This window comes from Tatumella sp. JGM130 (genome assembly GCF_018257525.1).
Classification (GTDB): Bacteria; Pseudomonadota; Gammaproteobacteria; order Enterobacterales; family Enterobacteriaceae; genus Tatumella; species Tatumella punctata.
Genome location: NZ_JAERJS010000020.1, coordinates 14,289 through 40,346 on the forward strand (window position 1 = coordinate 14,289; position 26,058 = coordinate 40,346).

At 51.0% G+C, this 26,058-nt stretch carries 18 protein-coding genes, 1 pseudogene and 1 riboswitch; of the genes and pseudogenes, 10 read left to right on the forward strand and 9 right to left on the reverse strand.

Annotated elements, in window-relative coordinates; genetic code table 11:
• Window positions 1-205 precede the first annotated feature (205 nt).
• The 4 genes from yhjD to JK211_RS10695 all read right to left on the reverse strand — a co-directional run bounded on the left by yhjD (window position 206) and on the right by JK211_RS10695 (window position 4,993).
• A complete protein-coding gene (yhjD, locus tag JK211_RS10680) occupies window positions 206-1,243 on the reverse strand; it encodes an inner membrane protein YhjD (RefSeq protein WP_283092853.1) in 1,038 nt (345 codons plus the stop codon).
• A gap of 78 nt (window positions 1,244-1,321) precedes the next feature.
• Complete coding sequence (locus JK211_RS10685; RefSeq protein ID WP_212708663.1) at window positions 1,322-2,176, reverse strand: PhzF family phenazine biosynthesis protein; 855 nt, start codon at window positions 2,174-2,176, stop codon at window positions 1,322-1,324.
• A 415-nt stretch (window positions 2,177-2,591) separates the two neighbouring features.
• Entirely contained in the window at window positions 2,592-4,235 is a 1,644-nt protein-coding gene (gene mqo, locus JK211_RS10690) for a malate dehydrogenase (quinone) (RefSeq protein WP_212708664.1), read from the reverse strand.
• A 515-nt stretch (window positions 4,236-4,750) separates the two neighbouring features.
• A complete protein-coding gene (locus JK211_RS10695) occupies window positions 4,751-4,993 on the reverse strand; it encodes a DUF1158 domain-containing protein (protein ID WP_212708665.1) in 243 nt (80 codons plus the stop codon).
• Window positions 4,994-5,307: 314 nt separating this feature from the next.
• Here JK211_RS10695 and mntP point away from each other — a divergent pair, with 314 nt between their 5' ends.
• From mntP to JK211_RS10715, 4 genes are all read left to right on the forward strand, one after another.
• The gene (gene mntP, locus JK211_RS10700; protein WP_212708666.1) at window positions 5,308-5,880 is read left to right on the forward strand and encodes a manganese efflux pump MntP; all 573 of its coding nucleotides are present in this window, start codon (window positions 5,308-5,310) and stop codon (window positions 5,878-5,880) included.
• Window positions 5,881-6,011: 131 nt separating this feature from the next.
• Window positions 6,012-6,088, forward strand: a riboswitch (Fluoride riboswitch).
• A 95-nt stretch (window positions 6,089-6,183) separates the two neighbouring features.
• On the forward strand, window positions 6,184-6,561 hold the full coding sequence (gene crcB / locus JK211_RS10705; RefSeq protein ID WP_212708667.1) for a fluoride efflux transporter CrcB: 378 nt from the start codon (window positions 6,184-6,186) through the stop codon (window positions 6,559-6,561).
• 177 nt (window positions 6,562-6,738) lie between these two features.
• Window positions 6,739-8,571 (forward strand): ABC transporter ATP-binding protein, encoded by a 1,833-nt coding sequence (locus JK211_RS10710; RefSeq protein ID WP_212708668.1) that lies wholly within the window; start codon window positions 6,739-6,741, stop codon window positions 8,569-8,571.
• Window positions 8,572-8,689: 118 nt separating this feature from the next.
• Window positions 8,690-9,193: a TIGR00645 family protein gene (locus JK211_RS10715; protein WP_212708669.1), complete on the forward strand. Its 504-nt coding sequence runs from the start codon at window positions 8,690-8,692 to the stop codon at window positions 9,191-9,193.
• A 100-nt stretch (window positions 9,194-9,293) separates the two neighbouring features.
• Here JK211_RS10715 and JK211_RS10720 read toward each other — a convergent pair whose 3' ends face one another.
• Window positions 9,294-10,232, reverse strand: coding sequence for a LysR family transcriptional regulator (locus tag JK211_RS10720; protein ID WP_212708670.1), 939 nt, complete (start codon window positions 10,230-10,232; stop codon window positions 9,294-9,296).
• A 94-nt stretch (window positions 10,233-10,326) separates the two neighbouring features.
• On the opposite strand from JK211_RS10720, the gene JK211_RS10725 reads away from it, so the two are divergent.
• The 3 genes and pseudogenes from JK211_RS10725 to JK211_RS10735 all read left to right on the forward strand — a co-directional run bounded on the left by JK211_RS10725 (window position 10,327) and on the right by JK211_RS10735 (window position 14,965).
• Window positions 10,327-11,529 (forward strand): MFS transporter, encoded by a 1,203-nt coding sequence (locus JK211_RS10725; protein WP_212708671.1) that lies wholly within the window; start codon window positions 10,327-10,329, stop codon window positions 11,527-11,529.
• A gap of 191 nt (window positions 11,530-11,720) precedes the next feature.
• Window positions 11,721-12,691: pseudogene (locus JK211_RS10730) on the forward strand (helix-turn-helix transcriptional regulator).
• Window positions 12,692-12,829: 138 nt separating this feature from the next.
• Complete coding sequence (locus JK211_RS10735; RefSeq protein WP_212708672.1) at window positions 12,830-14,965, forward strand: TonB-dependent siderophore receptor; 2,136 nt, start codon at window positions 12,830-12,832, stop codon at window positions 14,963-14,965.
• Window positions 14,966-15,022: 57 nt separating this feature from the next.
• Here JK211_RS10735 and JK211_RS10740 read toward each other — a convergent pair whose 3' ends face one another.
• From JK211_RS10740 to JK211_RS10755, 4 genes are all read right to left on the reverse strand, one after another.
• Entirely contained in the window at window positions 15,023-16,336 is a 1,314-nt protein-coding gene (locus JK211_RS10740) for a sigma-54 dependent transcriptional regulator (protein WP_249213781.1), read from the reverse strand.
• Window positions 16,329-18,200: an ATP-binding protein gene (locus JK211_RS10745; protein WP_212708673.1), complete on the reverse strand. Its 1,872-nt coding sequence runs from the start codon at window positions 18,198-18,200 to the stop codon at window positions 16,329-16,331. Before JK211_RS10745 ends, JK211_RS10740 begins: the two co-directional genes overlap by 8 nt.
• Before the next feature lie 101 nt (window positions 18,201-18,301).
• Window positions 18,302-19,966: an aspartate:alanine exchanger family transporter gene (locus tag JK211_RS10750; protein WP_212708674.1), complete on the reverse strand. Its 1,665-nt coding sequence runs from the start codon at window positions 19,964-19,966 to the stop codon at window positions 18,302-18,304.
• 77 nt (window positions 19,967-20,043) lie between these two features.
• Window positions 20,044-21,669, reverse strand: coding sequence for an NAD-dependent malic enzyme (locus JK211_RS10755; RefSeq protein ID WP_212708675.1), 1,626 nt, complete (start codon window positions 21,667-21,669; stop codon window positions 20,044-20,046).
• A gap of 735 nt (window positions 21,670-22,404) precedes the next feature.
• Here JK211_RS10755 and JK211_RS10760 point away from each other — a divergent pair.
• From JK211_RS10760 to JK211_RS10770, 3 genes are all read left to right on the forward strand, one after another.
• Window positions 22,405-22,560: a YlcI/YnfO family protein gene (locus tag JK211_RS10760; protein ID WP_212708676.1), complete on the forward strand. Its 156-nt coding sequence runs from the start codon at window positions 22,405-22,407 to the stop codon at window positions 22,558-22,560.
• Window positions 22,561-22,973: 413 nt separating this feature from the next.
• Window positions 22,974-24,290, forward strand: a complete 1,317-nt coding sequence (locus JK211_RS10765; protein WP_212708677.1) for a CitMHS family transporter — start codon at window positions 22,974-22,976, stop codon at window positions 24,288-24,290.
• A gap of 191 nt (window positions 24,291-24,481) precedes the next feature.
• Window positions 24,482-25,813 (forward strand): aspartate aminotransferase family protein, encoded by a 1,332-nt coding sequence (locus JK211_RS10770; protein ID WP_212708678.1) that lies wholly within the window; start codon window positions 24,482-24,484, stop codon window positions 25,811-25,813.
• Window positions 25,814-26,058: the final 245 nt, after the last annotated feature.

The window sequence follows — 26,058 nt, forward strand, 5'->3', positions numbered from 1 at the left end:
CAATCACCAAAAAGCCTGAGCTGGTGCGGATATCAGGCGATAAAGTGAATAATCTTTGATGTGTTCTCTTTGCCAACAGATGGCAATGGTTAGTCGGGGGTTTTTCAGAGTATTTCGCTAATTTAAGGCCGAAAAAAAGTGGCTCTGTCACTCTGATCGGCCTTTTTGGCTTAAAAATATCCGTGAGATAAAATTTTTCGCTGATTTAATCTCTGGTTACATTTTGTGATATCTCGGCGGACGAATCACTTTCCGCGGCGGCACTCTGAGTCTGTGCAGTATTATACTGAGCGGTGGCTATCCATGCTGCACAGAACAATGTCAGCCGGGCAAAAAAGTAAAAGAATGCCATCAGGCCCAGCACTGAACCGAATGCGGCACCGGAAGGCGAAGACGCCACCTTCGGCAGCATAATCGTCATAATAAATTTAATCACTTCAAAGCCAATAGCGGCCAGTAATGTGCCCCGCAGTAAGGCTTTTCTGGGTGGCTGGTGGGCGGGTAATACCCAGAAAATCCATAAAAAAATCAGGAAGTTTGCTGATACAGAGATGGTCAGGGCAATAATCGTCATTACCGGCCGCAGCCAGTCGATATGATCTAACCCCAGCGCATGAACAATGATTGCCTGCGCAGAACCTGCCACCGATGTCAGAGAAAGAGCAATCACCAGCGCCAGCATCAGACCGGTCAGAGAAATAAAATCACGGATATATTTCCGCCAGATTTTTTCACGATCCCGTTCGGTCCGTTCCCAGATATCCCGGGACTGTGCGCGGATAGCTTCGCGTAAATTCCCCACCCAGCTGATACCGGAATAGAGCGCCAGTAATAACCCCGTAATGCCCACGGTGGTGCGTTGCTGGATAGCCGTGTTTACTGTACTTTTCAGGGTTCCGGCCAGCGAAGGGTCACTGATACTGTTCACTATCTTATCAATGAGTTCAGCCAGCAGGTTTTGATTCGACGCCAGAACAAAACCTATGGCAGCGAATGACACCATTAATATCGGGATAATCGAAAGAAAGGAAAAATAGGTAATCGCCGCGCCAAACTGGCTACCCATCCGGTCATTAAACCGTTCAATTGCGCGTAAAAAATGGGCGACAGCAGGTATATTTCTGAACCAGTGAATACCTTCGGTTGCTTTAGTGATCGAGCGATCGACGGAAGGATTGCCGGTCTTAATCACGGGTTCCGGCTGTTTTTTTTCTCCGTCAGTGACGGGTGTTTTTTCCACCATGGAGGTCAGGGATCCTTTTGTAATGTAATAAACAACAGGATAATTATAGCGGGCAATTCCCTGACAGACGAACCGGTATCAGGGCAGCAGGAAATTTCCACGGATGCGGGTAGTGACCTGGCCACCTATCCACACCTCTTCCCCGGCGTAATCAATGACAATGCGGCCATGGTGACCGATTGATAACCCCTGGCGGGCTCGATAACTGTCAGTACGTCCCTGCGAGGCCAGGTACTGTGCCAGACCGGCATTAGCACTGCCGGTGACCGGATCTTCGGTAACAGCACCGTGTTTGGTAAATATCACACGCAATTCATAATCATCGCCACTATTATCACTGACGGGCGCAAAGAGAACGATCCCTTTACTGCCGGTGTGTTGTGCCAATAGCGCCAGGGATTTTGCAGACACTGTCAGGGTTCTGAGATGCTCTGTGTGTGCTAACGGTAGCAGTAACCAGCGACTCCCGGCTCCTGCAACTGCCGGTGGCATGCTATCGTCCGTGGATATCCCTGTAATTTCTTCAATCAGTTGTGATGACACCTGAGTTATCGGTGCCGGCGGAGCAAGGAAGGACAAATGGTTTTTCTGGTCAAGACGAACCGGGATGAGTCCGGCGGCACATTCCTGTATTACTCTCCCTTGTTTCGCGCAAATGGATCCGTTTTCCAGTAAGACATGAGCGGTACCCAGTGTCGGGTGCCCGGCAAAATCGAGTTCTCCGTCAGGGGTGAAGATACGGACACGATAGTCAGCATCTTTGTGTTGCGCGGGGAGAACGAAAGTGGTTTCAGAAATATTCATCCATCGGGCAATTTGTAGCAGATGCTGCTCTTCCAGATCCACAGCATTGCAGATCACTGCCAGCGGGTTACCCTGAAAAGGTAATACAGAGAAAACATCTGCCTGGCTGAAACTGACTTCACGGCTCATAACGGTTACCTGAATAGCGGGTGGACGACAGCTCAGTATGCCATCGGATGGCCGGGATAAGGCGCTTTTTTAACCGGGATAACAGCAGGTTATATTACATTGATTTGTCAGCGGATCCGGCGGTGACGGGGCCTGATCCCTGACAGAGAAGCCGGTGATATTGTGGTGTGAATATCCGTGCGGAGATGAAGAAGCCCGGCGGGGAATAAATCCCCCGCGGGCTGAAAGATAAGTTGGTGCTTACTTTTATACCGGAGTATCACCGCAGGGCGGTACTGATTGCGATGCTCTCATCCCGGGTCGCCGGGATAAGGGAAAACGGGAGCCCCGCTAACCGGCAGTGACGCGACAGAAAGCGGGACCAGCGGCTCAGCGCTCTCTTTACGCGAACGGTGAGCGGGTATTCACTCCGGAGTTACTTTCCCACGACGTTTGCCGTGTGAGGACCCTCATCATTAGCCGCGGCCGGCGCTGTATTCTCAGGCCCGGAGCTGAGTTGCTCCGGGGCTGCATAATGTAAATTCAGACGATGACTGGTTGCTGAAAGCACCTGCTCGGTTGCTGCCACGTTACCGTCAAGGGATGTTCCGTAAGACGGGATCATCCGGCGAATTTTCTGTTGCCATGATGCTGAACTGAGTTCTGCCGGAAAGACTTTTGCGATCAGATCGAGCATGATTTTTGCGACAGTTGATGCACCCGGTGAGGCTCCCAGCAGGGCCGAAATGGTACCGTCTTGTGACGTGACAATTTCGGTGCCTAAACGCAGCACGCCTCCCTGCTTTTCATCATTTTCGATGATCTGCACCCGTTGTCCCGCCGTCACCAGACGCCAGTCTTCCGGGCGGGCACCCGGCACATAATTCTGCAGCGCTTCCATCCGGTCATTATCATTCTGCAGCACCTGACCAATCAGATATTTAATCAGGTTGAGGTTCTTACTGCCGACCTGCAACATTGGCAGCATATTTGCCGGTGTCATGGAACTGAACATATCCAGCAATGAGCCCTGCTTCAGGAATTTGGTCGAGAAGGTAGCAAAAGGACCGAACAACAGTACCTGCTTACCGTCCAGCATTCTGGTATCGACATGCGGTACCGACATTGGCGGCGCACCGACACTGGCCTTACCATACACTTTCGCCAGGTGTTGCTTCACCAGCTGCGGATTGTCGGTGACCAGAAACGATCCGCCCACCGGGAAACCGGCATAACGACGGGCTTCCGGAATACCGGTTTTTTGTAGCAGTGGTAATGCTGCACCGCCGGCACCGATAAACACATGGCGGGCGGTCAGTTTTTTTGAGGTATTTAAGTTCAGGTCCTGTACTGTGACCTGCCAGCGCCCGTCGGGTAATCGGTTGATCTCCCGGACTTCATGGCGGGTACGCAGGGTGAAATTATCATTTTTTTGCAGTGCATTAATCAGCTGCCGGGTAATTTCACCAAAGTTAACATCGGTTCCGGTCTCGGTACGGGTTGCGGCAATCGGGGCACCGCCAGTACGGCCCTGCATCAGCAGAGGCACCCACTCAGCGATCTGCTGCGGGTCTTCTGAATATTCCATGCCGCGAAACAGGGTACTGGATTTCAGTGCCTCAAAACGCTTACGCAGAAACTGAACATTCTCGTTTCCCCAGACAAAGCTCATATGCGGGGTGGTATTAATAAAGCGCTCCGGCTCACTCAGGCGTCCCATTTCGACCTGGGAGGCCCAGAACTGTCGTGAAATCTGAAACGCTTCATTAATTGCCACGGCTTTACTGATATCAATGCTTCCGTCGGCTTTTTGCGGAGTGTAGTTAAGTTCGGCCAGAGCCGAGTGTCCGGTCCCGGCATTATTCCAGCCATTAGAGGATTCTTCAGCAACACCGGACAGGCGTTCTGTCATCTCCAGAGTCCATTCAGGTTCCAGCTCCTGCAGAAAAGTCCCCAGTGTGGCACTCATCACACCAGCACCGATCAGTAATACATCGATGTCTTTTCCTTGCTGAACCTTTTGTCCTGCGCTGACCGCAGTGCTCATGGCGAGAGAAAGGTTCATTGTTGATTTACACATGAGGCAATATCTCCTCTTCTGTCGGGTGTCTTTCCCTGACAGGCTTGCGGGCAAAATAGAGGCCTTTCGTTAAGCATCCGGAGCTTGTCTGACAGGCCAAAAGTTATCCGGTAATATCCTGCCCGGGGGGGAAGGCGTTAATACCAGGTTATATGTTTTACCTATGAATATAACATTTCTGCCTCAGAATTAAACAAGTCTTTGTCGCGGATCTTTTATTAAAAAAACAGGCGGAATTTCTGCCTTTTACCGACAGCATTAATATTTAAAATTATTGAATTTCAACTGTTTATATATTTTTCTTCGCGGAAGGGAAAATAAAAATTCTGAAAGAAAGTGTGAAGAAGTTCAAAAAAACAAAATTTTCAACTAATTGATAATAAAATATATTTATTCTGTTATTGTTTAGAGGAGGAAGAGATATAAAGAGCAATATTTGTATGTTATTTGTTATTTAATTGTGTATCACCTCTGCGGGTTATCCTCCCCGGCATCGCGGGGAATGCAGGCTTATTTCAGTGGCGGGTGAAACGACGCCACAGAAAGCGAATCACAAAAAATTCCACGCTGCCAAGTAACAAAAACCACAGGCTGAAGACGATGGTATACAGCTGGTTTAAATCCATAATATGCAGTGCAGACATCAGCGCTCTGGCGACAGGCAACCCGAATGCCGGTGCCGGCAACAGTAAGGCTGATAAGAACCCCGCTAATAATATGCCACAGGGAATAAGCAAGCTTTCGAGAGGGTTTTTCATAATGATCCGCAACAGGAAAAGAAGAGTGCCTGACATTCTCCGGGAATTGCTGGCCGGTTTCAATCATCATCAGGGGATATTCATAAGGCGGAACTTATGCCTGCAGACAGCAGGATCTTTCTGAAGTTGCTTATTTTCCATTGAGTTAGCATAAACTTAGCGAATGTTATAAGTTATAGCCTTTGCTATAACTAACCCCATGATTTTATTGTCTTTTTTAATCCATCCCTTCGTGGTAGACTGCGCATCACCCGGTTGCCGGAAGTCAGAGCAACTTTAATTGTCCTGAGAGACAAGTCTGAGCGATAAACCTGATGGATGTAATTACTACAATTATTCTTGCCTTTGGCATGTCGATGGATGCCTTTGCCGCGGCGCTGGGAAAAGGCGCAGCACTTAAACGGCCGGGAATGAAAGAGGCATTACGTACCGGTGCTATCTTTGGTGGTATCGAAATGCTGACGCCATTGATTGGCTGGGGTATTGGCCTGGCGGCCAGCCAGTATGTGATGGCGTGGGACCACTGGATTGCTTTTCTCCTGCTGACGATACTGGGCGGCAGAATGGTGATGGGTGGCTTCCGGCATGGCGCCGCTGAGGAGTGTGTTGCCCCTGAGCGTCATGGCTTTATGGTGCTGGCGATGACAGCAGTCGCCACCAGCCTGGATGCACTGGCCGTAGGCGTGGGGCTGGCTTTTCTGCAGGTGAATATAGTTATTACCGCAGTGGCTATCGGAGCGGCGACGACGATTATGGCAACCACCGGAGTCTTAGTTGGCCGGTTTATCGGTCCTATCCTTGGGAAATGGGCTGAAGTCCTGGGCGGCGTTGTGCTGATAGGCATTGGCTGCACCATCCTTACTGAACATCTGGGTATATTCAGCTGATACCGGGTTCCCCGGGTCTGCCTTTCCGGCAGTATTCAGCAAAGGCATGTTGTCTGATCCGCCTTCACAGGCTATTATTTTCCGGCAGTATATACAGTGACGGCAGATCATCATGATCTGCCGTTTTACTGCCACTGCGGGGTGATGGTGTTCCGCCTCAACCAACCGCTGTTCTGATACCGGAACAGCTGATGACGCCTGACATAAAACTTAACCCGCCTGGCGGGGAGTTTGCTGTGTCAGGTGCTTTCCCCTGTCACCGGTCATGTCTCCCCGCGGCATAATAATATTCAGGAAACTGGTATGCTGAAGTCTTTTATGGCTGTGTTACTCGGGGGTGGTGCCGGGTGTTTGTTACGCTGGTGGTGCTCGGTCAGATTTAATCCGGTATTTCCGGGCTTACCGCTCGGCACGTTACTGGTCAACCTGGCCGGTGGATTTATTATCGGCGGGGCTCTGGCCTGGTTTGTCCGCCATCCTCAGCTGGATCCTGCCTGGAAACTATTAATCACTACCGGACTCTGTGGTGGTCTGACAACCTTTTCGACCTTTTCGGCGGAACTGATGGTCATGCTGCAATCCGGTAAGTATTTCTGGGCAATGAGCAGTGCCTGCCTTCATCTGTTCGGTACTTTACTGATGACATTTGCCGGCTTTACACTGATTACCCTCATCGGGTAGCAGAGTATCACGGCCGGTCCGGTGAGATGAATTGCCGGTCCGGCCACAGGATCCGCGTGATCGGATCCTGTGGCCGCCGCCGATCTGCGGCATCAGCCCGTTTTCCGCTGACATGCTGAAGGATGGTGCGTTTTGCACTAAGCTATCGGTTAATTCTTCAGCTCCGGGTCATACGCTATGCTATCTGAACGTTTTGAACGATTTATCGATATTTTCCGTGAAGCACCTTCCGATTCTCCTCCTGAAACCATTGGCCGCTTCTACGCTTATTATCTGCGCCAGGTCTGGCCATCTTTTGCCGGGTTACTGGTGGTTGGCTTAGTCGGCGCGCTGATTGAAGTGTCGCTGTTTGGCTATCTGAGTAAGATTATCGATTTAGTGAATGCCTCAAAACCGGCGACCTTATTCACTGACCACTGGATATTACTTAGCTGGATGGGGGCTGTTGCATTGATCATCCGGCCGCTGTTTATCGGCTTGCATGATCTGTTAATCCACCAGACGATTAATCCGCGGATGACCAGTATGATACGCTGGCAGCATCATAAATATGTGCTGCGGCAGAGCCTGACCTTTTTCCAGAATGATTTTGCCGGGCGTATTGCCCAGCGAATTATGCAGACCGGTAATTCATTATGTGATTCTGCAGTACAGCTGGTGGATGCTATCTGGCACGTCTTAATCTATGCCATCACCGCCCTGGTACTGTTTGCGGCCGCAGACTGGAAATTAATGATTCCGTTAATTATCTGGATGGTAATATACGTTTCCTCATTATTATTTTTTGTCCCGAGGGTAAAACAACGTTCAGTGGTATCTTCTGAGGCCCGGTCGAAACTGATGGGTTTTATTGTTGATGGTTATACTAATATTGCGACCCTGAAGTTATTCGCCCACAGTTCACTGGAAGAAAATAAGGCCCGCGAGGCGATTCATGACCAGACCGTGAAAACGCAGCATGCCGGGCGAATGATAACCGCCATGGATGTTACGCTCTCGATACTGAATGGCGCACTGATCGTCAGTACCACCGGTATGGCGTTAATTTTATGGACTCAGTCGTTAATTTCGGTCGGCGCTATTGCACTCGCGACCGGGTTAGTGATCCGACTGGTGAATATGTCCGGCTGGATTATGTGGGTGGTGAACGGTATTTTTGCCAATATTGGTATGGTCCAGGATGGTATGGCGACTATCTCACAACCACTGAGTGTTCAGGATAAGCCCGCAGCCCCGGAACTGAAGGTCACTGCCGGAGAAATTCACTTCGACCACCTCTCTTTCCGCTATGGTCATGGCCGGCCAATTCTGTCGGATATCGATATCACAATTAAACCCGGAGAAAAAATCGGTCTGATTGGTGCTTCCGGAGCGGGTAAATCTACCCTGGTGAACCTGTTACTGCGGATGTATGACCTGAATGAAGGCCGTATCTGTATCGACGGACAGGATATTGCCGGGGTAACCCAGCAAAGTCTGCGCAGTCAGATTGGGATGATCACCCAGGACACCTCGTTACTGCACCGTTCTATCCGTGACAACCTGCTGTATGGCCGTCCTGATGCCAGTGATGCTGAAATCGCCGCGGCTATCCGCGGGGCGCGGGCGGAAGAATTTATACCTCAGTTGTCTGACTCCCTGGGACGGTACGGGCTGGATGCACATGTCGGTGAGCGGGGGGTAAAACTTTCCGGCGGTCAGCGGCAGCGTATTGCGATTGCCAGGGTACTGCTGAAAAATGCCCCGATTCTGATTATGGACGAAGCGACTTCGGCACTGGATTCAGAAGTCGAAGCGGCAATTCAGGAAAGCCTGGAATCACTGATGACCGGGAAAACGGTGATAGCCATCGCCCACCGTCTATCGACCATCGCACGGATGGATCGGCTGATTGTGCTGGAACAGGGAAAAATTGCAGAAACGGGGAATCATCAGCAGTTGCTGGAAAAACAGGGCGTCTATGCGCGCTTATGGCAGCGACAAACCGGCGGTTTTGTCGGCACAGATTAACCGCCGGCGGTGACAGGCGGGGTTGCCCGCCGGTGCAGAGAAAAACAACCACGGGGTTACAGGCTGAATCTCCAGTCGGGTATACTGCCGGGATATATTTAATATTTTGCGGGTTGTTATGGAACGTTTTATCGAAAATATGATGTATGCCACTCGCTGGCTGTTAGCGCCGGTTTACTTAGGACTGTCGCTCGGGCTGCTGGCATTAACGATCAAATTCTTTCAGGAAATTGTGCATGTTCTGCCGCATATTCTCTCGGTGACCGAAAATGAACTTATCCTGTTGTTATTATCGCTGATAGATATGGCGCTGGTGGGGGGATTGCTGATTATGGTGATGCTGTCCGGCTATGAAAACTTTATCTCAGCGCTGGATATTGATGAGCATAAAGAAAAGCTGAACTGGCTGGGAAAAATGGACTCCGGCTCGCTGAAGAATAAGGTCGCGGCCTCGATTGTCGCCATCTCTTCGATTCATCTGCTCAGAGTATTTATGGAAATGAAAAGTATCGATAACAGCAAAATACTCTGGTATATCCTGTTGCACCTGACCTTTGTACTGTCAGCCTTTGTGATGGGATACCTGGATAAAATGTCACGTTATGGCAAATCAGCCCATTAGTCCTTACCGTTAACCTGATGCTGCAACGGCTCCGCTTTCTGACGGGGCCGTTTTCTTCTCTGCCAGCCTGCGGTTTGGATCCGCGGATCACCGGAACAGACTATTTTGTCGCCGGGCGGGTACCTGTCAGGGTGGGCATCACCTGCTTTATCATGCTGAAAAAATGGCGTAGCCTGGCCGGGTAATAGCTGGCCCACGGATAAGTCAGCCAGACCGGTAGTGGCGGAGCCTGCCATTCCGGCAAAGGTTCCAGTAAACGGCCTGTCGCCAGATCATCAGCCACCAGCCAGGACGATACCAGCGCGACCCCCATTCCCGCCACCGCCGCTTTTCTTACAGCATAAATGCTGTCACTGAGCAGGCGGGGACTGATGGTGATGGTCTGACTGAGTGCATGATGAGTGTGTTTCAGGGTAATTTCAGTACGATAAAAAGTGCTCAGGGAAAGCCACGGAAGGGCCGCCAGATGGTCGAGTGTTTCCAGCGGCGGTACACTGGCCAGCAATTGTGGTGTGGCAACCAGACTGCGGGGGACTTCGGCGATTTGAATCGCGACTAAATCCGGGTCACTGAGCGCACCGACCTGGATAGCACAGTCAATATTTTCGGCCACAAAATCAGGGGTACGATCATTCAGCATCCACTCGATATTCAGGGCCGGGGACTGTTGTAACCAGTCAACCAGTGGCGCAATCATCTGGTCCTGACCAAAGGCATGGGGAGCCCGCACCCGCAGTGTACCCACCGGTTCATCGTGGCTGTTAGTCAGTTCATCTTCCAGCGCATACCAGTTACCCACCAGCTGCCGGGCCCTGCGGTAACAGCGTTCCCCGTCATCGGTAAGTTTCAGTGCGTGGGTTGAGCGCATAATCAGTTTCTGGCCGAGCATATTTTCTAATGCCTGTAACCGGCGGCTGACCGTTGGCTGACTGACCGAAAGCTGCCGTGCACAGGCCGATAAACTGCCACTTTCCACAATCCTGATAAAGGTTTGCATCAATTCAATGCGGTCAATACTGCCGGACGAGACGACTTTCATACGTACCACGCATAACAGATTTGTGTAATCCGAGTCTACCATGCATTAAAGAGTTCAGGTTTACTTAACTCAACCCTGATACGGAGAAAGAATAATGTCAGCAATTGAGCAGACCACAAACGATGAACACCTTTCAGCCCCGCTACTGTTTACCCTGGCCGCCGGTGCCGGGCTAAGTGTTGCTGCTATTTATTACAGCCAGCCAATGCTGGGACTGATGGGAAAACAGTTTAATGCGACTACCGCCCAGTCGGGACTGATCCCGATGCTGACTCAGGCAGGTTACGCACTGGGGATCCTGTTGCTGACGCCACTGGGGGATCGCTTTGATCGTCGTAAGCTGATCGCCGTGAAAGGATTATTACTGGTTGCGGCACTGATACTCTGTGCGGTTGCACCGGGACTGAATTTATTACTGGTCGCGAGCTTGCTGACCGGGCTGGCGGCGACCATGGCACAGGATATTGTCCCGGCATCGGCGGCTCTGGCACCGGAACGCAGCCGCGGGAAAACCGTCGGCACGGTAATGACCGGGCTACTCACCGGGATCCTGTTATCACGGGTAGTCAGCGGGATTATCGGTGAATATCTGGGCTGGCGGAGTCTGTATTTTATTGCTGCGGCATCGGTATTATTGATTACTCTGGCACTATGGCGGGTATTACCGGTTTTTCGTCCATCGGCAGCGGTTCCCTGGACTTCACTGATGCGCTCCCTCTGGAAGCTGTGGCATCAACACGCGACACTGCGGCGTGCTGCGATTGCGCAAGGTCTGTTATCTGTCGCTTTCAGTGCTTTCTGGTCAACGCTGGCGCTGATGCTGTATCAGGATTTTGGTCTGGACAGTGCGGTGGCGGGGGCATTCGGTCTGGCAGGGGCCGCGGGCGCCCTGGCAGCACCTTTAGCCGGGGGAATGGCGGACCGTATTGGTCCTGCCCGCGTCACTCAGTTAGGTGCCGGACTGGTTATTTTTGCGTTCGGGCTGATGCTGCTGATGCCGTTATTCCCGGCAGAAGGGAAGCTGGGGATAATTGTTGTCAGTGCCATTATTTTTGACCTCGGGATCCAGGCATCACTGGTCGCCCATCAGACCCTGGTCTTCCGGCTGGCGCCGGAAGCACGCAGCCGCCTGAATGCACTGCTATTTACGGTCGTATTTATCGGTATGGCGGCCGGTTCCGCCCTCGGAAGCCTGGCACTGACCCACGGGGGCTGGAATGGTGTCGTGATCCTGTCAGTGATTGCGGCGGTGCTGGCTCTGGTGGTGCGTTTATGCAGCCGCCACCTGCATAACTAATATTAGTACCGGGAGGCGCTGCTCCCGGTATTGCCTTTCTTACTGATTTACTGACTGACCGCGGGGTGCTGTTACCGGCCATTAAATGAAAATGAGTATCATTTAATTTACTCGCTGTGATTCTCAATGCTAATATGCCGGGCAATAATTCATCAGCGGGGCCTCTTCCGTCTTTACCGGCAACTTTCCCTATGAACAGTCTTTCGTCTGAAATCAATCAGCGCTCATTTTTAGTCGCGGATTTTCGTGAATTCGGCAGCCGCTATGGGATTGATTATCGTTTTCCCGGCGGTGACGATACTACCGAACTGGTCAGAGGGCGGGTGGAAGAGTGGCGACTGTCATCCGGGATGAGTGTGACCCATTCTGACTTACAAATCCTGCATCCCTATGAGTCAACATCGGCGGGCAGTTCTCCCCTGTATATGCTGGTGGTACTGGAAGGCCATGTGGATTTACAACTGAATGGTCAGCCCGTCAGCCCGTCAGCCTGTCAGCAGGTAGGGTGCTGAGTACCCCGCTGGGAAAAACGTCGGTTCTCTCTGCCCGTCATCATAAAGATCAGCGGCTAATCACTCTTTCCCTCGGATTTAGCCCGGTTTCCTCCCCGCCACAGTCTCCGCTGGCAAGGGTATTGAAAAGCGGGCCACGCACCGGTACCCCGTTTACGGTCTGGCATTTGCCCGACTCTCTGCTGGCCAGTATGCGCTTTGCTATCGGTTATCAGTCGACGGCCGCTGCCCGTGAACTGATGCTGGAAGGACTGATGCTGCAGTTACTGGGGACGATGATAACGCCCCCCGACTGGCAGCAGAATACACGAACCTTGCCCGGTGAACGTCACCGGCTGGAAGTTGTTCGTCAGTTACTGGCCTCCAGTCCGGAAAAAAACCATTCTCTCGAATCCCTGGCAAAAACAGCAGCCATGAGCAGCAGCAGTCTGCGGACTAAATTCCGTCAGGCTTATGGTGATTCTGTTTTTAACTATTTACGTGATTGTCGCCTGGCACTGGCCAGACGTTATCTGCAGCAGGGCTACAGTGTACAGCAGGCAGCATGGATGTCTGGCTACCAGCATGCTACTAATTTTTCCACTGCCTTTCGGCGTCGCTATGGTATCAGCCCCAGTCATCTGTGCAGCAGCCCCGCGTCACGTATATGACCGGTGCGCCTGCCGTCTGTCTTTTGTCGTTTTTCATACACAACATGTCACCTGGCATAGGCGTCATCCTGTTGAAAAACGTAATAATAGCAGCCTGAAAATCAATAAATTACGGTAATACTTTTTATGGCAAGGCAGATGAAAAAAACCGCTCCGGGGCTCTGTGGTTACCGGCTGGCAGTGAGTACAGCATTGATGCTGTCATCGCCGTTATGGGCAGCGACAGAGACGCTGGTGGTGACTGCCAGCGGGGAAGCGGGCGGGCAACAAAATACCGTCGCGCCGTATATCAACAGTGCGACGAAATCGGCAGTGCCGGAAACCCGGACCCCTCAGACGGTTGACTCAATCAGCCAGCAACAAATCGGCATGCGCCATGGGAATTCCCTGAACGAAATTTTACGCTATGACGCGGGGGTGGCTTCCGAACTGCGCGGCTCCACTACCTATATGAGTGAATATAAAATCCGCGGTTTTGCGGCAGACCATGAATATTATGATGGTCTGGCACTCCCCTATAATGTGGTCGGCAATACCAAAGCGTTTATCGACCCGTTACTGATTGACCGCGTGGATATTCTGAAAGGTCCGTCATCCGTATTATATGGCAATGCCTCACCCGGCGGACTGGTCAATATCGTAGGGAAAAAACCCCTGTCACACAGCAGTACCCGTCTTGGTGTGACTACCGGTAACCGGGGGCTGAAAGAAGGCTATCTGGACTCGACCGGGCCTATTGCTGACAGCAACTGGAATTACCGTCTGGCAGGGAAAGGCAGTGAAGGCAGTGATCAGCCGGTCACTACCAAACATGAAAGCTATCTGATAGCACCTTCCGTGAGCTGGCAGCCTGATTCAGATACCCGCCTTACGCTGGATGCGTTGTATGAGAATCAACCCGGGCTGACACCGTCAAATCCTTTACCACTGGCTTACCTGCGCAGCGGTTATGCGTCACGCCGCTCATATGCCGGTGACCGCTGGAATGGGTTTAAACAACGGCAGGGGATGATCGGCTACAGTTTTGAACATCAGTTTAATAGTGGCTGGGGTGTGGTACAGCGGGCCCGTTATTTTACCCTGAACAGTCACCAGCGCAGCATTTACGCCACCGGCACCGACACCAGTGACACACAACTGTCACGCTTTGGCTATACCACAGATGAAAGCGTTGACAGTATTAACCTTGATAATCAGCTGACCAAAACCCTGGAATGGGCAGGCTGGCAGCATCATCTGCTGGCCGGTTTTGATTATCAGCACCTTAACTCTGATATGACCTGGCGTTATGCCACCCGTAACCCCGGCATTAATATGCTCAACCCCGATTATGATCAGGTAACAACAGATAATGCGGGGCTGTATACCTCGACGAATAACCGGCTCAGTTTTCACCAGAGCGGTTATTATCTCCAGGACCAAATGACGCGGGGTGGCCTGAATGTGCTGGCCAGTCTGCGTTATGACGATTATCAGTCATCGACGACCGATTACCTGAGCGGGGGCAGTAAATCATCGATTGACCAGCATAAACTGACTAAACGGCTCGGTGTTCTGTATCAGTTCAGTAACGGCCTGGCACCTTATCTCAGTTATTCAGAAGGTTTCCTGCCGGTAGCGCCGCAGGGCACCCTGACGGCCAGCCAGGCAAAAGCGACTACCAGTAAACAACTGGAAGGCGGGGTAAAATATTTACTGTCTGAGTATGCGACTACACTGACCGCATCGGTCTTTGAGATCAGACAAAAAAATGTGCTGACGACTGACTATACCTACACTGCCGGCGGGTTACTGAATTATCGTCAAACCGGTGAAGTCAGGTCCGACGGGGCAGAACTCAGTATTGTCAGCCGCCCGCAGGACAATATGACGCTGATTGCCAGCTATGCCTATACCGATGCGGTAAATAAGAAAGATGACCTCTACCAGGGCAAACGGGTGACGCAGGTTCCGCAAAACAGCCTCAATCTGTGGGGAGACTACACCTTTGAGCAGGGCATTTTTAACGGACTGATGCTGGGGGCTGGTATGCGTTATTACGGTAAAAGTGAAATCACTCCGGACAATGCATTACCTGCGATTGGCGGTAATACGCAGTATGACCTGGCGGCCAGCTACGATATGGGGGTATTAAGTCAGTCACTGCAAGGGCTGACACTGAAAGCCGGTGCCCAGAACCTGACCAATAAAATGACCTATACCTGTTACAGTAGCAGCTATTGCTGGATAGGACGGGATCGCAGCTGGCAGATAGGCGCTGACTATCGTTTCTGAATCTACCGTACTGCGGTAATGGCGGCCCGGCCGGTGAGCCCGACAGTGGCCGTCAGGTTATTGCAGTGCGTACTTTTTTACTTTATCGAACAGTGTACTTTTTGCGATCCCCAGAGCTTCTGCCGCCTGGGAAACATTACCGTGATGTTTGCTGAGTTCGGAAATAATTAAATCTTTTTCGAAATGCTCAACCAGCTGCGGTAATGTCAGCACTGTCTCGGAGCTGTGACGCCCGGCTTCCCCGGTCATACCGAGGACACAACGTTCGGCTTCATTCCTCAGTTCACGCACATTTCCGGGCCAGGACCAGGTCAGGTAGTTCTGCATTTTTATTACATCAATTACCGGTACCTCACGGCCAAAGGTTGTGGCTGCGGTTTCGGAAAAATATTTAAATAACAGAGGAATATCTTCACGGCGCTCACGCAGTGGCGGGATAGGCAGTTCAATGACATTCAGGCGGAAATTAAGGTCAGCACGGAATTGTCCCTGTTCTGCCAGCAATCCCAAATCGGCTTTGGTAGCACTGATCACCCGGATATCCACAGGAATCGCCTGATTGGAACCGAGTCGCTCAATCATTCGCTCCTGCAGTACACGCAACAGCTTGATTTGCATAGCCATTGGCATACTTTCAATTTCGTCGAGAAACAGCGTCCCGCCCTGAGCATATTCAATTTTACCAATCCGTTTCTGGGTTGCTCCGGAAAATGCGCCGCGTTCGTGGCCAAAAATCTCGCTGTCGAACAGCGTCTCCGGCAGACCACCACAGTTGAGGGCGACGAAATTACCGGGCCTGCCACTGAGGTCATGAATACAGCGGGCAAGCAGCTCTTTACCGGTACCGGTTTCACCATGGATCAAGATATTCGCGGGCGTTGCTGCGATATTTCTCACAGTTTCACGCAACTCACACATCGGTTGTGCATGGCCGATAAAACGACTATCCAGGTCACTGACATGGGCCAGTTTCTGGCGCAGTTTCTCAACTTCCAGTGTCAGTTTTCTCTTTTCCAGCGCACGGCGTACTTGCTGGATTAATACCTGGGGTGAAAAGGGCTTAGGCAGAAAGTCATAGGCACCGCTGCGCATAGCTTCGACCGCCGTCATAATATCGCCGTGACCGGTGATCATAATCACCGGAACCTGAGGAGCGACGGACTGCATTTGCTGCAGAAAATCCATACCACTGAGGCCCGGCAGGCGTAAATCAGTCACCACCACGCCGCTAAAACCGGGGGGCAACATTTTCTGTGCCTCCTCAACTGAGCCGGCTCCGGCGGCGGGGATATCTTCAATCTCCAGCGACTGAATACAGCTGGTGCGCACGGACTCATCGTCCTCGATAATTAATACATGGTAATCAGCCAATGAGATTCTCCTGCTGTGCCGGACTGAGCTGCAATCGGATGGTAAATCTGGCCCCGCCGCTGGCCAGGTTATCGGCGCTCAGGCTGCCATGAAAGCTTCTGATAATATCTGCCGAAATGGCCAGCCCCAGTCCGAGTCCGGTGGTTTTTTTGGTCGTAAAAAAGGGTTCAAAAATATGTTCGATAATCCCGGCGGCCAGCCCCGGACCGTTATCGGAAACCTCAATAATCGCTTCTGAAAAGAAACGGAATAAGCGCACCGAAATTTCCGGGGATGGCCGGTTATCCAGGACATCAATCGCATTCGCCAGCAGGTTTACCAACACCTGTTCGAGACGTAAGCCGTTGCATTGCGCATAAATTTCGTCACACGGAAACACTTTGTGCAGCGTAATATGTTTCTTTTCCAGCCGGTGTTTCAGCAGCATCATCACATTATCGATACAGTGGCTGAGGCGTACCTGGCTGATGCTCTCATCGGAGGGCCTGGCGAAAGAACGCAGCTGGCCGGTCAGCACGCCAATACGGTCAACCAGTGCTGAGATCCGGGTCAGATTTTCACCGGTGGCTTTCAGGTTGCCGCGTTGCAGAAAAATAAGCGTATTCTCAGAATAGGCGCGGATAGCAGCCAGTGGCTGATTAATCTCATGGGCCAGTCCGGCAGAGAGCTGGCCGATAACTGCCAGTTTTTCTGTACGAATCAGCTCCTTTTGCAGATTCCGCTCCCGTTCTTCAAAGCCGAGCCGTTCGGTAATTTCTTTTTCCAGTTCCAGATTTTTGGTCCGGAGTTCACGGCTTCTCTCTGCGACCAGCACTTCCAGCTGACTATAAGCATCCCTGATCGCGTTGTTATTCTCGGCAATCTTACGGACCAGTTTCATACGCTGGCTAACAAAATAACCGAAGAAAATAATTGAACTGAGTATGCTGTCGATTAACGCAATACGCAGCCAGATATCGCGGTAAACCGGCGTTGCCGGCAACATACCGGTTAAATACATACTGGTACCGGGGATCGGCGCCCGGGCGGCCAGATAATGCTGACCGGCAATCGTCATAAGCGTGAAACCTGCCGGATGCCGGTCAGCACGGACTTCCGGCAGCGGAGTGATCTTATAACCGCCAAATTGCCGTGTATTCACTGCGGTTTGTAAGTCTTCGGCTTCCGCAATCCCCAGAGTATGGTATTTCCAGCCCGGGATATTCGAAGCAATGATTATCCCGCTGGCATCTGACAGGGCCAGTGGTTCACTGAGCGGCGCATCGGCGACGAATAAATGGTCCATATTAATTTTCAGTGCCAGCACCCCGATATCTTTTCCTCCGGCCGTCATCCGGGTCGAGAGGTAGTAGCCGGGCATATTTTCTGTGGTGCCGACCGCATAGAACGCCATCACATGATCACTCACTGCCTGGCGAAAATAGGGCCGGAAAGAAATATCGTGCCCGCGCAGTGCATTCGGCCCGCAAGACTGCTCTGAGGCGATGATAATGCCCGCTTGTGAGGCCAGGAAAACCTGACCGGCACCAATCACCTGACTGATATTTCTGAGTTTCTGACTGATGACGGTATAGGGTACGCGTTGCGGAGTGAGGAGATAATTTTGCAGGTCACTGTCCATTGCCAGGGTCAGTGGCAGATAGCGGTATTTATCCAGATTACGTTCGAACGTATTTATTTTACTTTTCAGGCTTCGCTGAATCTGTGCCTCGGTTTTAGCCAGTGCTCGCGGCAGAAGACAGAGGTAACTCAGCCAGTCAGTCAGCAATACCGCAAGGATAATACTCGCGGCCAGTAACAGACTATGACGCGAAAAGTTAAAAAAACCACTGGCGGGGGGGATTTTGTTTTCTTTCTGAAACATTGCTCATTTTCCTGCTTTACTGATTGTATCGCGGGGATCCGGGCGGCAGCACTTCTTCTGACGACCGGATCCGGATCAGTGTTTCAGAGTAAGGCCGCGCCTTAATAAATATTAAGAAGCACGATAGTCAGTACTGCCATCACTAAGCGCGACACCGCATAACCTACCGTATAGCCGATGGCCGGAACGCTGCTTTGGGCCGCATCCTGAATTGCGCCGAGGGCTGCCGTGGTGGAACGGGCGCCGGCACAGACACCAAATAAAATTCCCGGATGAAAGCGGAAAACGTAACGTCCTAATATCAATCCAAGGATCAGGGGAACCAGTGTAACAATGATCCCGCAGATAAATAAGGGCAACCCGTAATGTTTAAGTCCGCCAATAAATCCTGATGCGGCATTAATCCCGACAATGGCAATAAAACCATTCAGACCCAGATTATTTAATAACCAGATAGCCGGATTGGCTATTTTACCAAAAGTCCGTTTGACCGAACGGATATAACCGCAAATAACCCCTGCAACAATGGCACCAACATTGGTACCGAGGCTAAGCGGAATGCCGCCCACATGGATAGTAATGGCACCAATCAGGCAGCCAATGGCAATACCGGCACACATAAACATTAAATCAGAAGTATTGCTGTTACGGTCAGCATAACCGGTTTTTGCGGCCAGGGCGGCGACATCTTTGCCTTCACCTTTGACGGTCAGTACATCGCCGGGTTTCAGGGCTAAATCCATATCCAGCGGCAGTGTTTCATCGGCACGGGTGACGGAAAGCAGAAAAATACCATGGCCGGGACGGCTGAACTCGGTATAGACCAGCTCGCCGAGGGTTTTACCGCGTGCCGCCTGTTTACTGAGGACAATATCCAGTTTCTCAGTGGCAAAATTAAGCAGGTTAATATCGGCACTTTCCGGACCAATCAGCGACTGACTGGCGACAATATCCTGCAGGCTGCCGGAGGCAATAATTTCCGCGCCCTGAGTCAGCAGGGTATCGGCTTCGCACTGTGTCACCGGACCTTGTGGCTGATAACGAATACGGCGGATAAATACTTTATGTCCCAGCATATCTTCTGCCTGCGCGACCGTTTTTTGGTCAAAATCGGGGTTTTGCACAGTCAGTGCTCTGGCGACATGGGCAATGTACGCAGAATCTTTAATTTCCTGGTGGCGGCTATGCGTTTTTTCGTAGTCACGGCAGGCTTCGGGCAGGTTAATTCCCATCAGTCTGGGGCCCAGGGTTGCCAGGAACCAGGCAGAACCGGCGGTACCAAACGGATAGGTAACCGCATAGGCGACCGGCAGTAATGCAGCCGCAGCCGCGGCATTCTGGGACATCACACTGGACGCTACACCCAGCACCGTCGAGTTAGTATATCCCCCGGACAGTAACCCTGCGGTCAGCGCGCTGTCATAGTGGAAGATTTTGCCTAACAGAATGGCGGTTCCCAGTCCTGACAGACAGATAATTACCGTAAACACTACCTGAGGCAGACCGTCACTTTTCAGAGCACGAATAAATTCCGGGCCCACCGCATAACCGACGGCGAACAGGAACATATCAAAAAACGTCGATTGCATGACCGGGGAAATATGTAAGTCGAGCTGACCTATCAGTAGTCCGGCAATTAATGTACTGGTGACCACCCCAAGACTGAATTTTCCGAAGGTAAAGGTACCAAACCATGCGCCTAATGCGAGGGTCAGGTAAATCGCAATATCGGGATTCTCATGCAGAGTGGAAATAAAGAAGTTCATGATTTTCTCCTGATGGAAAAAAGGGGCGGGTAAACGCCCCTGAAATACTGTCCCTGAAATAAACCTCAGTCGGGGAATTAATAGTGAGGTTTATAAAGCATCTCTTCGATCCAGCTGCGGATATTCGCCGGACGTTCAGCCTGTGCCAGTCCGCTGTCAAACATGTATTCGACAATACGGGTTGCGGTGGTGATTTCGGTCTCCAGAATATTGTCCTGGCTCGGATACAGCATGCCTTTTTTCTGCATGTCGGCGGTCACCTGCTCAGCGGTTGCATGAGCGGCCACAATAAAGCATTCATCGTTTAGTAGCAGCGGTCTGGCGGCGTAGGTTGCCAGGCCAATGGCCGGGTAAATGTAGAAATTATTTGCCTGGCCGGGCAGGAAGGTTTTGCCGTCCATATCAAATTCCGGGAACTGGACACCGGCCGCAAACAGGGCTTTACCTCCGGACCAGGTATATGCCTGCTCAGCTGTACATTCCACTTTGCTGGTGGGATTAGACAGAGCAAAAATAATTGGCCGCGGATTAATTTCACTCATTTTTTCTACCACCTCACGGGTAAAGGCACCGGCGCTGGTACTGACACCAAACAGAATGGTCGGTTTGAAATCTTCAATCACCTGCACTAAATCACGGGAAGGTTTCGCATCCAGAGCAAACTTCTGTTGTTCCGGACTCAGATCCTGACGGGAGGTTTCGATAAGACCGTTGATATCCATGTAGGCAATGCGTGAACGGGCTTGTTCTTCTGACAGGCCCAGATCACGCAGCTCTGCACAAATCAGTTTACCGATACCGATACCGGCAGAACCTGCGCCGTAGAACAGCACCCGTTGTTCTGTCAGGCTGGAACCGGTGATGTTCATCGCGCTGGCGATACCGGCCAGTGCAACGCTGGCGGTGCCCTGAATATCATCGTTGTAGCACAGCACTTTATCTTTATAGCGGTCCAGATAACGGATCGCATCAGTGCCTTTCCAGTCTTCAAAATGAATACAACAGCCAGGGAACACCGTCTGAACTGCCTGCACAAACTCTTCGGTCAGTTCGTTCAGTTCCTGCTCGCTGACAGGTGCTTCGCGGGTACCCAGATACAGCGGATCAGCACGCAGTTTTTCGTTAGTGGTACCGATATCGAACAGTACCGGCAGTAAACATTCCGGAGGAACAGCAGCACAGGCGGTATACAGTTGCAGTTTACCGATAGGGATCCCCATGCCGTTCGCCCCGATATCGCCCAGGCCAAGAATACGTCCGCCGGTAGAGACACAGATAAATCGAACATCTTTGACTGGCCAGTTTTTCAGTACTTCGGCCATACGGCCTTTCATATGGCGGGTAATGTACATACCGCGCGGACGACGATAGATATGGCCAAACTCCAGGCAGGCGTCGGCAACGATTGGATCGTACAGGATCGGAATGAAGCGTTTCGGATCGGACATAACGGTTTTATAGAAGACGACCTCATTACGTTCTTCAAGGCCAATCAGATAGATATAACGTTCCAGGTCGTCTTTTTTGCTGTCCAGATGATTCAGTACGCGCTGAACCTGCAGGTCAAGTGATTCTATGGACGGTGGCAGTAACCCTTCCAGATGTTTACTTTTACGTTCCTGCTCGCTGAATGCAGTGCCTTTATTCCCTGCTGCGTTATGCAGTAAATCCATGCCTGAAAGGGAAATTGTTTCCATAGTCATGATATAGCTCCTGTAAACAATAGAATAAAACCAGTGAAATAACGCGTTTGCTAATCCTGGTTATCTATTGCAACGGGCGTGCCAATGGCTGATAAATTTTATCTTGATGAAATTAATGGTTTTTTTATTTTGCGTCTTGCAGCAAAGGACGGATTTCCGGAAATTAAGGCTTTCTGACGGCGGGATAATCGGCGGTGTTTATTTTTTATACCTGGCAGCAGGTTAAATTAATGTATAAGTAAGGTAATATAAGTTAATTTCAGGGGTATTTTTTTAGCATACTTATAAGTTTTCACCTGAACCGGAAATAGAAAACTTATTTTATGTTTCATTTCTGAGATTATTTTTTCTGTTTTTCAGCCTCGGCAGAATAAAACAGTCTGCTATTAAGACTCTCTGGCCGCCTGTCGGTGGGTACAGCGCTCTCCGGCTATTTTTATCCATGTAATTTGTCCGGTTTTCCGTCCCTGTGCTGTATTGCTGAAAAAACGTGCGGGCTTGTCAGGCACCGCACAGCAGATAAACAGCGTAAAACACCCTCTGGAACAAAATTTCATTAATCGAAATATAAAATTCTGTTGTAATTGTTTACCAGAAGATGGCATTTGCTGTTAATTTCGGTGATTTTCTGACTATTCAGGATCTCAGCCGTGTCTTAAAGAATGGTGTACCGGTTTTATTTTTGGCTATAACGATTGAGTTACAGTGAGTGAAGAATTAAAGGAGTTATAAACAATGAAAATGAGTACCTCGAAAACACGTGCTAAACATATTCGTTTTCCACACCATATCCTGAGTGATATTCAGGAATCATTAAAGAAAGAAAGCAGCGAAAACTTTTCTGCCTGGGTGATTGAAGCCTGCCGTATCAGGCTGAGAAAGAGCAACTGATCACGGTATGTAGCAGCGTATTACCACGGCAGCATCATTATAAAGCAGATGACAGTAATACCGGACGGAGGGACTTGTCCGGGCGCTATTGTTTCTTCCCGTTCCCCGCTTTGATATCTTCAGGCTCTCTTTTCTGTCCGGCCGGTTCTCTGAATGCCGTCTCTCCGGTGTTTATCCGATTCTGATCACAAAATTATTCGCCGAAAAAAGCAAAACATGATGTATATCGATTTTCTGATTTAAATGTTTATTAAATGTTAATTAATAAGCTGGTTTTGTGTTTAGCTGTGTTCAGATAAAACAAGAAACTTTCTTCTTTGCCGGTGGAAAAAAGGGTCTGGTCAGCCCCGGAAAAGGCTGACAGATAACCGCCGCAGATTTTTTTATTCTGAACAATGCCGGAGGGTAGCAGCGTGTTGACGATTCTGGGTTTTGCGATGGTCGTTTGCTTTATGTACCTGATTATGACCAAACGGATGTCTGCGCTGATCGCTCTGATCATTGTGCCGACATTGTTTGCTCTGGCAGGCGGGTTTTATTATGGACTGGGAGATATGATGCTGGACGGGGTGAAAAAACTGGCACCCACCGGTGTGATGCTGACATTTTCGATTCTGTATTTCGGCCTGATGATTGATGCCGGCCTGTTTGACCCGCTGGTACGTTTTATTCTGAAAATTGTGCGCGGTGACCCATTAAAAGTCCTGATGGGAACCGCAATACTGACCTTACTGGTTTCGCTGGATGGCGACAGTTCAACCACTTATATGATTGCTATTGCCGCATTTCTGCCATTATATCGTAAGCTCGGCATGAACATACTGGCGATGACCTGCCTGGTGAACCTTGCCAGCGGTATTATGAATCTTTCGCCATGGGGCGGACCCACAGCAAGAGCCGCGGCAGCTTTACGTATTGATGCGCTGGATATTTTTATTCCGATGATCCCCGCGATGCTGGTGGCCTGTTGTTCGCTGGTCGGGCTTGCCGTCTGGTTTGGTCTGGCAGAACGGCGGCGGCTGGGCATGATCACCGTTGCCGTTCCGGATAACCGGAATATCAGTCCCGACACCGGTGATGAAACTGCCGGCGCGGCTAACCGGCGGCCTGAAATGTTCTGGCCTAATTTTATTCTGACCACAGTATTACTGGTGATGCTGGTGATGGGCACGTTACCGATCCAGATATTATTTATGCTGGCATTTGCTATTGCGGCAATGCTGAATTATCCGTCACTGGAGCAGCAGAAAGAGCGTATCAGCGCCCATGCGGGCAATGTGCTGGCAGTCACGTCACTGATTTTCGCCGCCGGAATATTTACCGGTATTTTATCCGGTACCGGCATGGTGGATGCGATGGCAAAAAGTCTGCTGTCGGTGATACCCCACAGCTTTGGCCCTTACCTGGCAGTATTTACGGCGGTTATCAGTCTGCCATTCACTTTCTTTATGTCTAATGATGCCTTCTACTTTGGCATTCTGCCGGTGATAGCCCAGACCGCTGCCGGATATGGTATTTCAGCGGAAGAAATTGCCCGGGCCTCGATTGTCGGACAGCCGTTCCATTTACTGAGTCCGCTGGTACCCTCTGTCTATCTGCTGGTCGGTCTGGCGAAAGTGGATATTGGTGATCATCAGCGATTTTCTATCAAATGGGGAATATTTATCAGTTTGATGCTGCTGGCTGGCGGAATTCTCTTTGGTGCTATCCCCGTCTATCATCAGGGATAATCGGTTCCCGGCACCGCCGGGTCTGTGCCGGGCAACAGGGGGATTATCTGATGATAATCTCCCTGCAGGGGCAAAGAGATAAGTTTTTAATATAGATGAGTATTTTGATAACTAAAGGTTCGCTAATATGCATTTAACCTGACGCCGGGTTGGCTGCACACTGTTCTTCATCCCTGTTATGAGGAACCACTATGTCTGAATCGATAGCAACTTCCGGTCTTAATTTGCAGTCCCACTGGATGCCCTTCAGTGCTAACCGTCATTTTCAGCGTGATCCGCGTTTTATTGTCTCAGCGAACGGACGCTGGCTGACTGACGATAAAGGGCGTCAGTTATTTGACAGCCTGTCCGGATTATGGACCTGTGGTGCGGGCCATTGCCGCAGTGAAATCCAGCAGGCAGTGGCAAAACAACTCGCTTCTCTCGACTATGCACCGGCATTTCAATATGGCCATCCCTTATCATTCCGGCTGGCAGAGAAAATAGCAGAGCATATGCCCGGTACACTGGACCATGTCTTTTTTACCGGGTCGGGATCGGAGTCGGCCGATACGGCGATCAAAATGGCCCGCGGATACTGGCGTGCTAAAGGTCAGCCGTCAAAAACTAAATTTATCGGCCGGGCCAGGGGCTACCATGGGGTGAATGTCGGCGGTAGCAGTCTCGGGGGGATCGGCGGTAATCGTAAGATGTTCGGTCAGCTGATGGATGCTGATCATTTACCTCATACCTTACAGGCGGGTCATGCGTTTACCCCGGGGATGGCGGCGACCGGAGGTGTCGCACTGGCTGACGAAATGCTGAAGCTGATTGAACTGCATGATGCGTCGAATATTGCGGCAGTGATTGTTGAGCCGCTGTCCGGCTCTGCCGGGGCGATTATTCCGCCACAGGGTTATCTGCAGCGGCTGCGTGATATCTGTGACCAGCATAATATCCTGCTGATTTTTGATGAGGTAATCACTGGCTTTGGACGTATGGGACGCTGGACCGGTGCTGAGTTCTTTGGTGTGACGCCGGATATCCTGAATTTTGCCAAACAGATCACTAATGGCGCAATTCCGCTGGGCGGTGTGGTTGCCAGCCATGAAATCTATCAGACCTATATGTCGCAGGCATTACCGGAACACGCGGCAGAGTTTGCTCATGGTTATACTTATTCAGGGCATCCGGTCGCCTGTGCGGCCGGACTTGCCACCCTGCAATTACTGGAAAGAGAGCAGCTGGTGGGGCAGTCGGCTGAGCTGGCTCCGGTATTTGAAACCAAACTCCATGCGTTGCGCGGCTGTCCGAATGTGACTGATATCCGTAACTGCGGGCTGGTCGGTGCAATCCAGCTGGCACCCCGTGACGGCGATACGGTAATCCGGCCATTTGACGCGGGAATAGCCCTATGGAAAGCCGGATTCTATGTACGTTTTGGCGGGGATACCCTGCAATTCGGGCCGATGTTTAATACCCGGCCAGCGGAGCTGGATCGTCTGTTTGACGCAGTGGGTCAGGCACTGCACCAGATTGACTAGTGAACTTACCCGCAGCGACGCTGCACAATTCGACCTGTAACGACGTGTGGCGGTTCGCCGGCCAGCGCGGTAAAAAGGATTTCGGGATATTGTTCCGGTCCGGCGTCCCGAAAAAGCGTCAGACGAAGGTTGTTATCAGGCAGGCAGGTAAACAGGATGTTTTATTGCTTTGTGGCGTGCGGATATCCGGGTGATATAACCGGCTAACGGCAGGTGGCGTCAATACTGAAAGCCGGTAACAGGCT

Excerpts from the sequence above, each read along its gene's own strand:
- yhjD (WP_283092853.1), bottom strand. The coding sequence starts at position 1,243 with ATGGTGGAAAAAACACCCGTCACTGACGGAGAAAAAAAACAGCCGGAA.
- JK211_RS10685 (WP_212708663.1), bottom strand. The coding sequence starts at position 2,176 with ATGAGCCGTGAAGTCAGTTTCAGCCAGGCAGATGTTTTCTCTGTATTA.
- mqo (WP_212708664.1), bottom strand. The coding sequence starts at position 4,235 with ATGTGTAAATCAACAATGAACCTTTCTCTCGCCATGAGCACTGCGGTC.
- JK211_RS10695 (WP_212708665.1), bottom strand. The coding sequence starts at position 4,993 with ATGAAAAACCCTCTCGAAAGCTTGCTTATTCCCTGTGGCATATTATTA.
- mntP (WP_212708666.1), top strand. The coding sequence starts at position 5,308 with ATGGATGTAATTACTACAATTATTCTTGCCTTTGGCATGTCGATGGAT.
- crcB (WP_212708667.1), top strand. The coding sequence starts at position 6,184 with ATGCTGAAGTCTTTTATGGCTGTGTTACTCGGGGGTGGTGCCGGGTGT.
- JK211_RS10710 (WP_212708668.1), top strand. The coding sequence starts at position 6,739 with ATGCTATCTGAACGTTTTGAACGATTTATCGATATTTTCCGTGAAGCA.
- JK211_RS10715 (WP_212708669.1), top strand. The coding sequence starts at position 8,690 with ATGGAACGTTTTATCGAAAATATGATGTATGCCACTCGCTGGCTGTTA.
- JK211_RS10720 (WP_212708670.1), bottom strand. The coding sequence starts at position 10,232 with ATGAAAGTCGTCTCGTCCGGCAGTATTGACCGCATTGAATTGATGCAA.
- JK211_RS10725 (WP_212708671.1), top strand. The coding sequence starts at position 10,327 with ATGTCAGCAATTGAGCAGACCACAAACGATGAACACCTTTCAGCCCCG.
- JK211_RS10735 (WP_212708672.1), top strand. The coding sequence starts at position 12,830 with ATGAAAAAAACCGCTCCGGGGCTCTGTGGTTACCGGCTGGCAGTGAGT.
- JK211_RS10745 (WP_212708673.1), bottom strand. The coding sequence starts at position 18,200 with ATGTTTCAGAAAGAAAACAAAATCCCCCCCGCCAGTGGTTTTTTTAAC.
- JK211_RS10750 (WP_212708674.1), bottom strand. The coding sequence starts at position 19,966 with ATGAACTTCTTTATTTCCACTCTGCATGAGAATCCCGATATTGCGATT.
- JK211_RS10755 (WP_212708675.1), bottom strand. The coding sequence starts at position 21,669 with ATGACTATGGAAACAATTTCCCTTTCAGGCATGGATTTACTGCATAAC.
- JK211_RS10760 (WP_212708676.1), top strand. The coding sequence starts at position 22,405 with ATGAAAATGAGTACCTCGAAAACACGTGCTAAACATATTCGTTTTCCA.
- JK211_RS10770 (WP_212708678.1), top strand. The coding sequence starts at position 24,482 with ATGTCTGAATCGATAGCAACTTCCGGTCTTAATTTGCAGTCCCACTGG.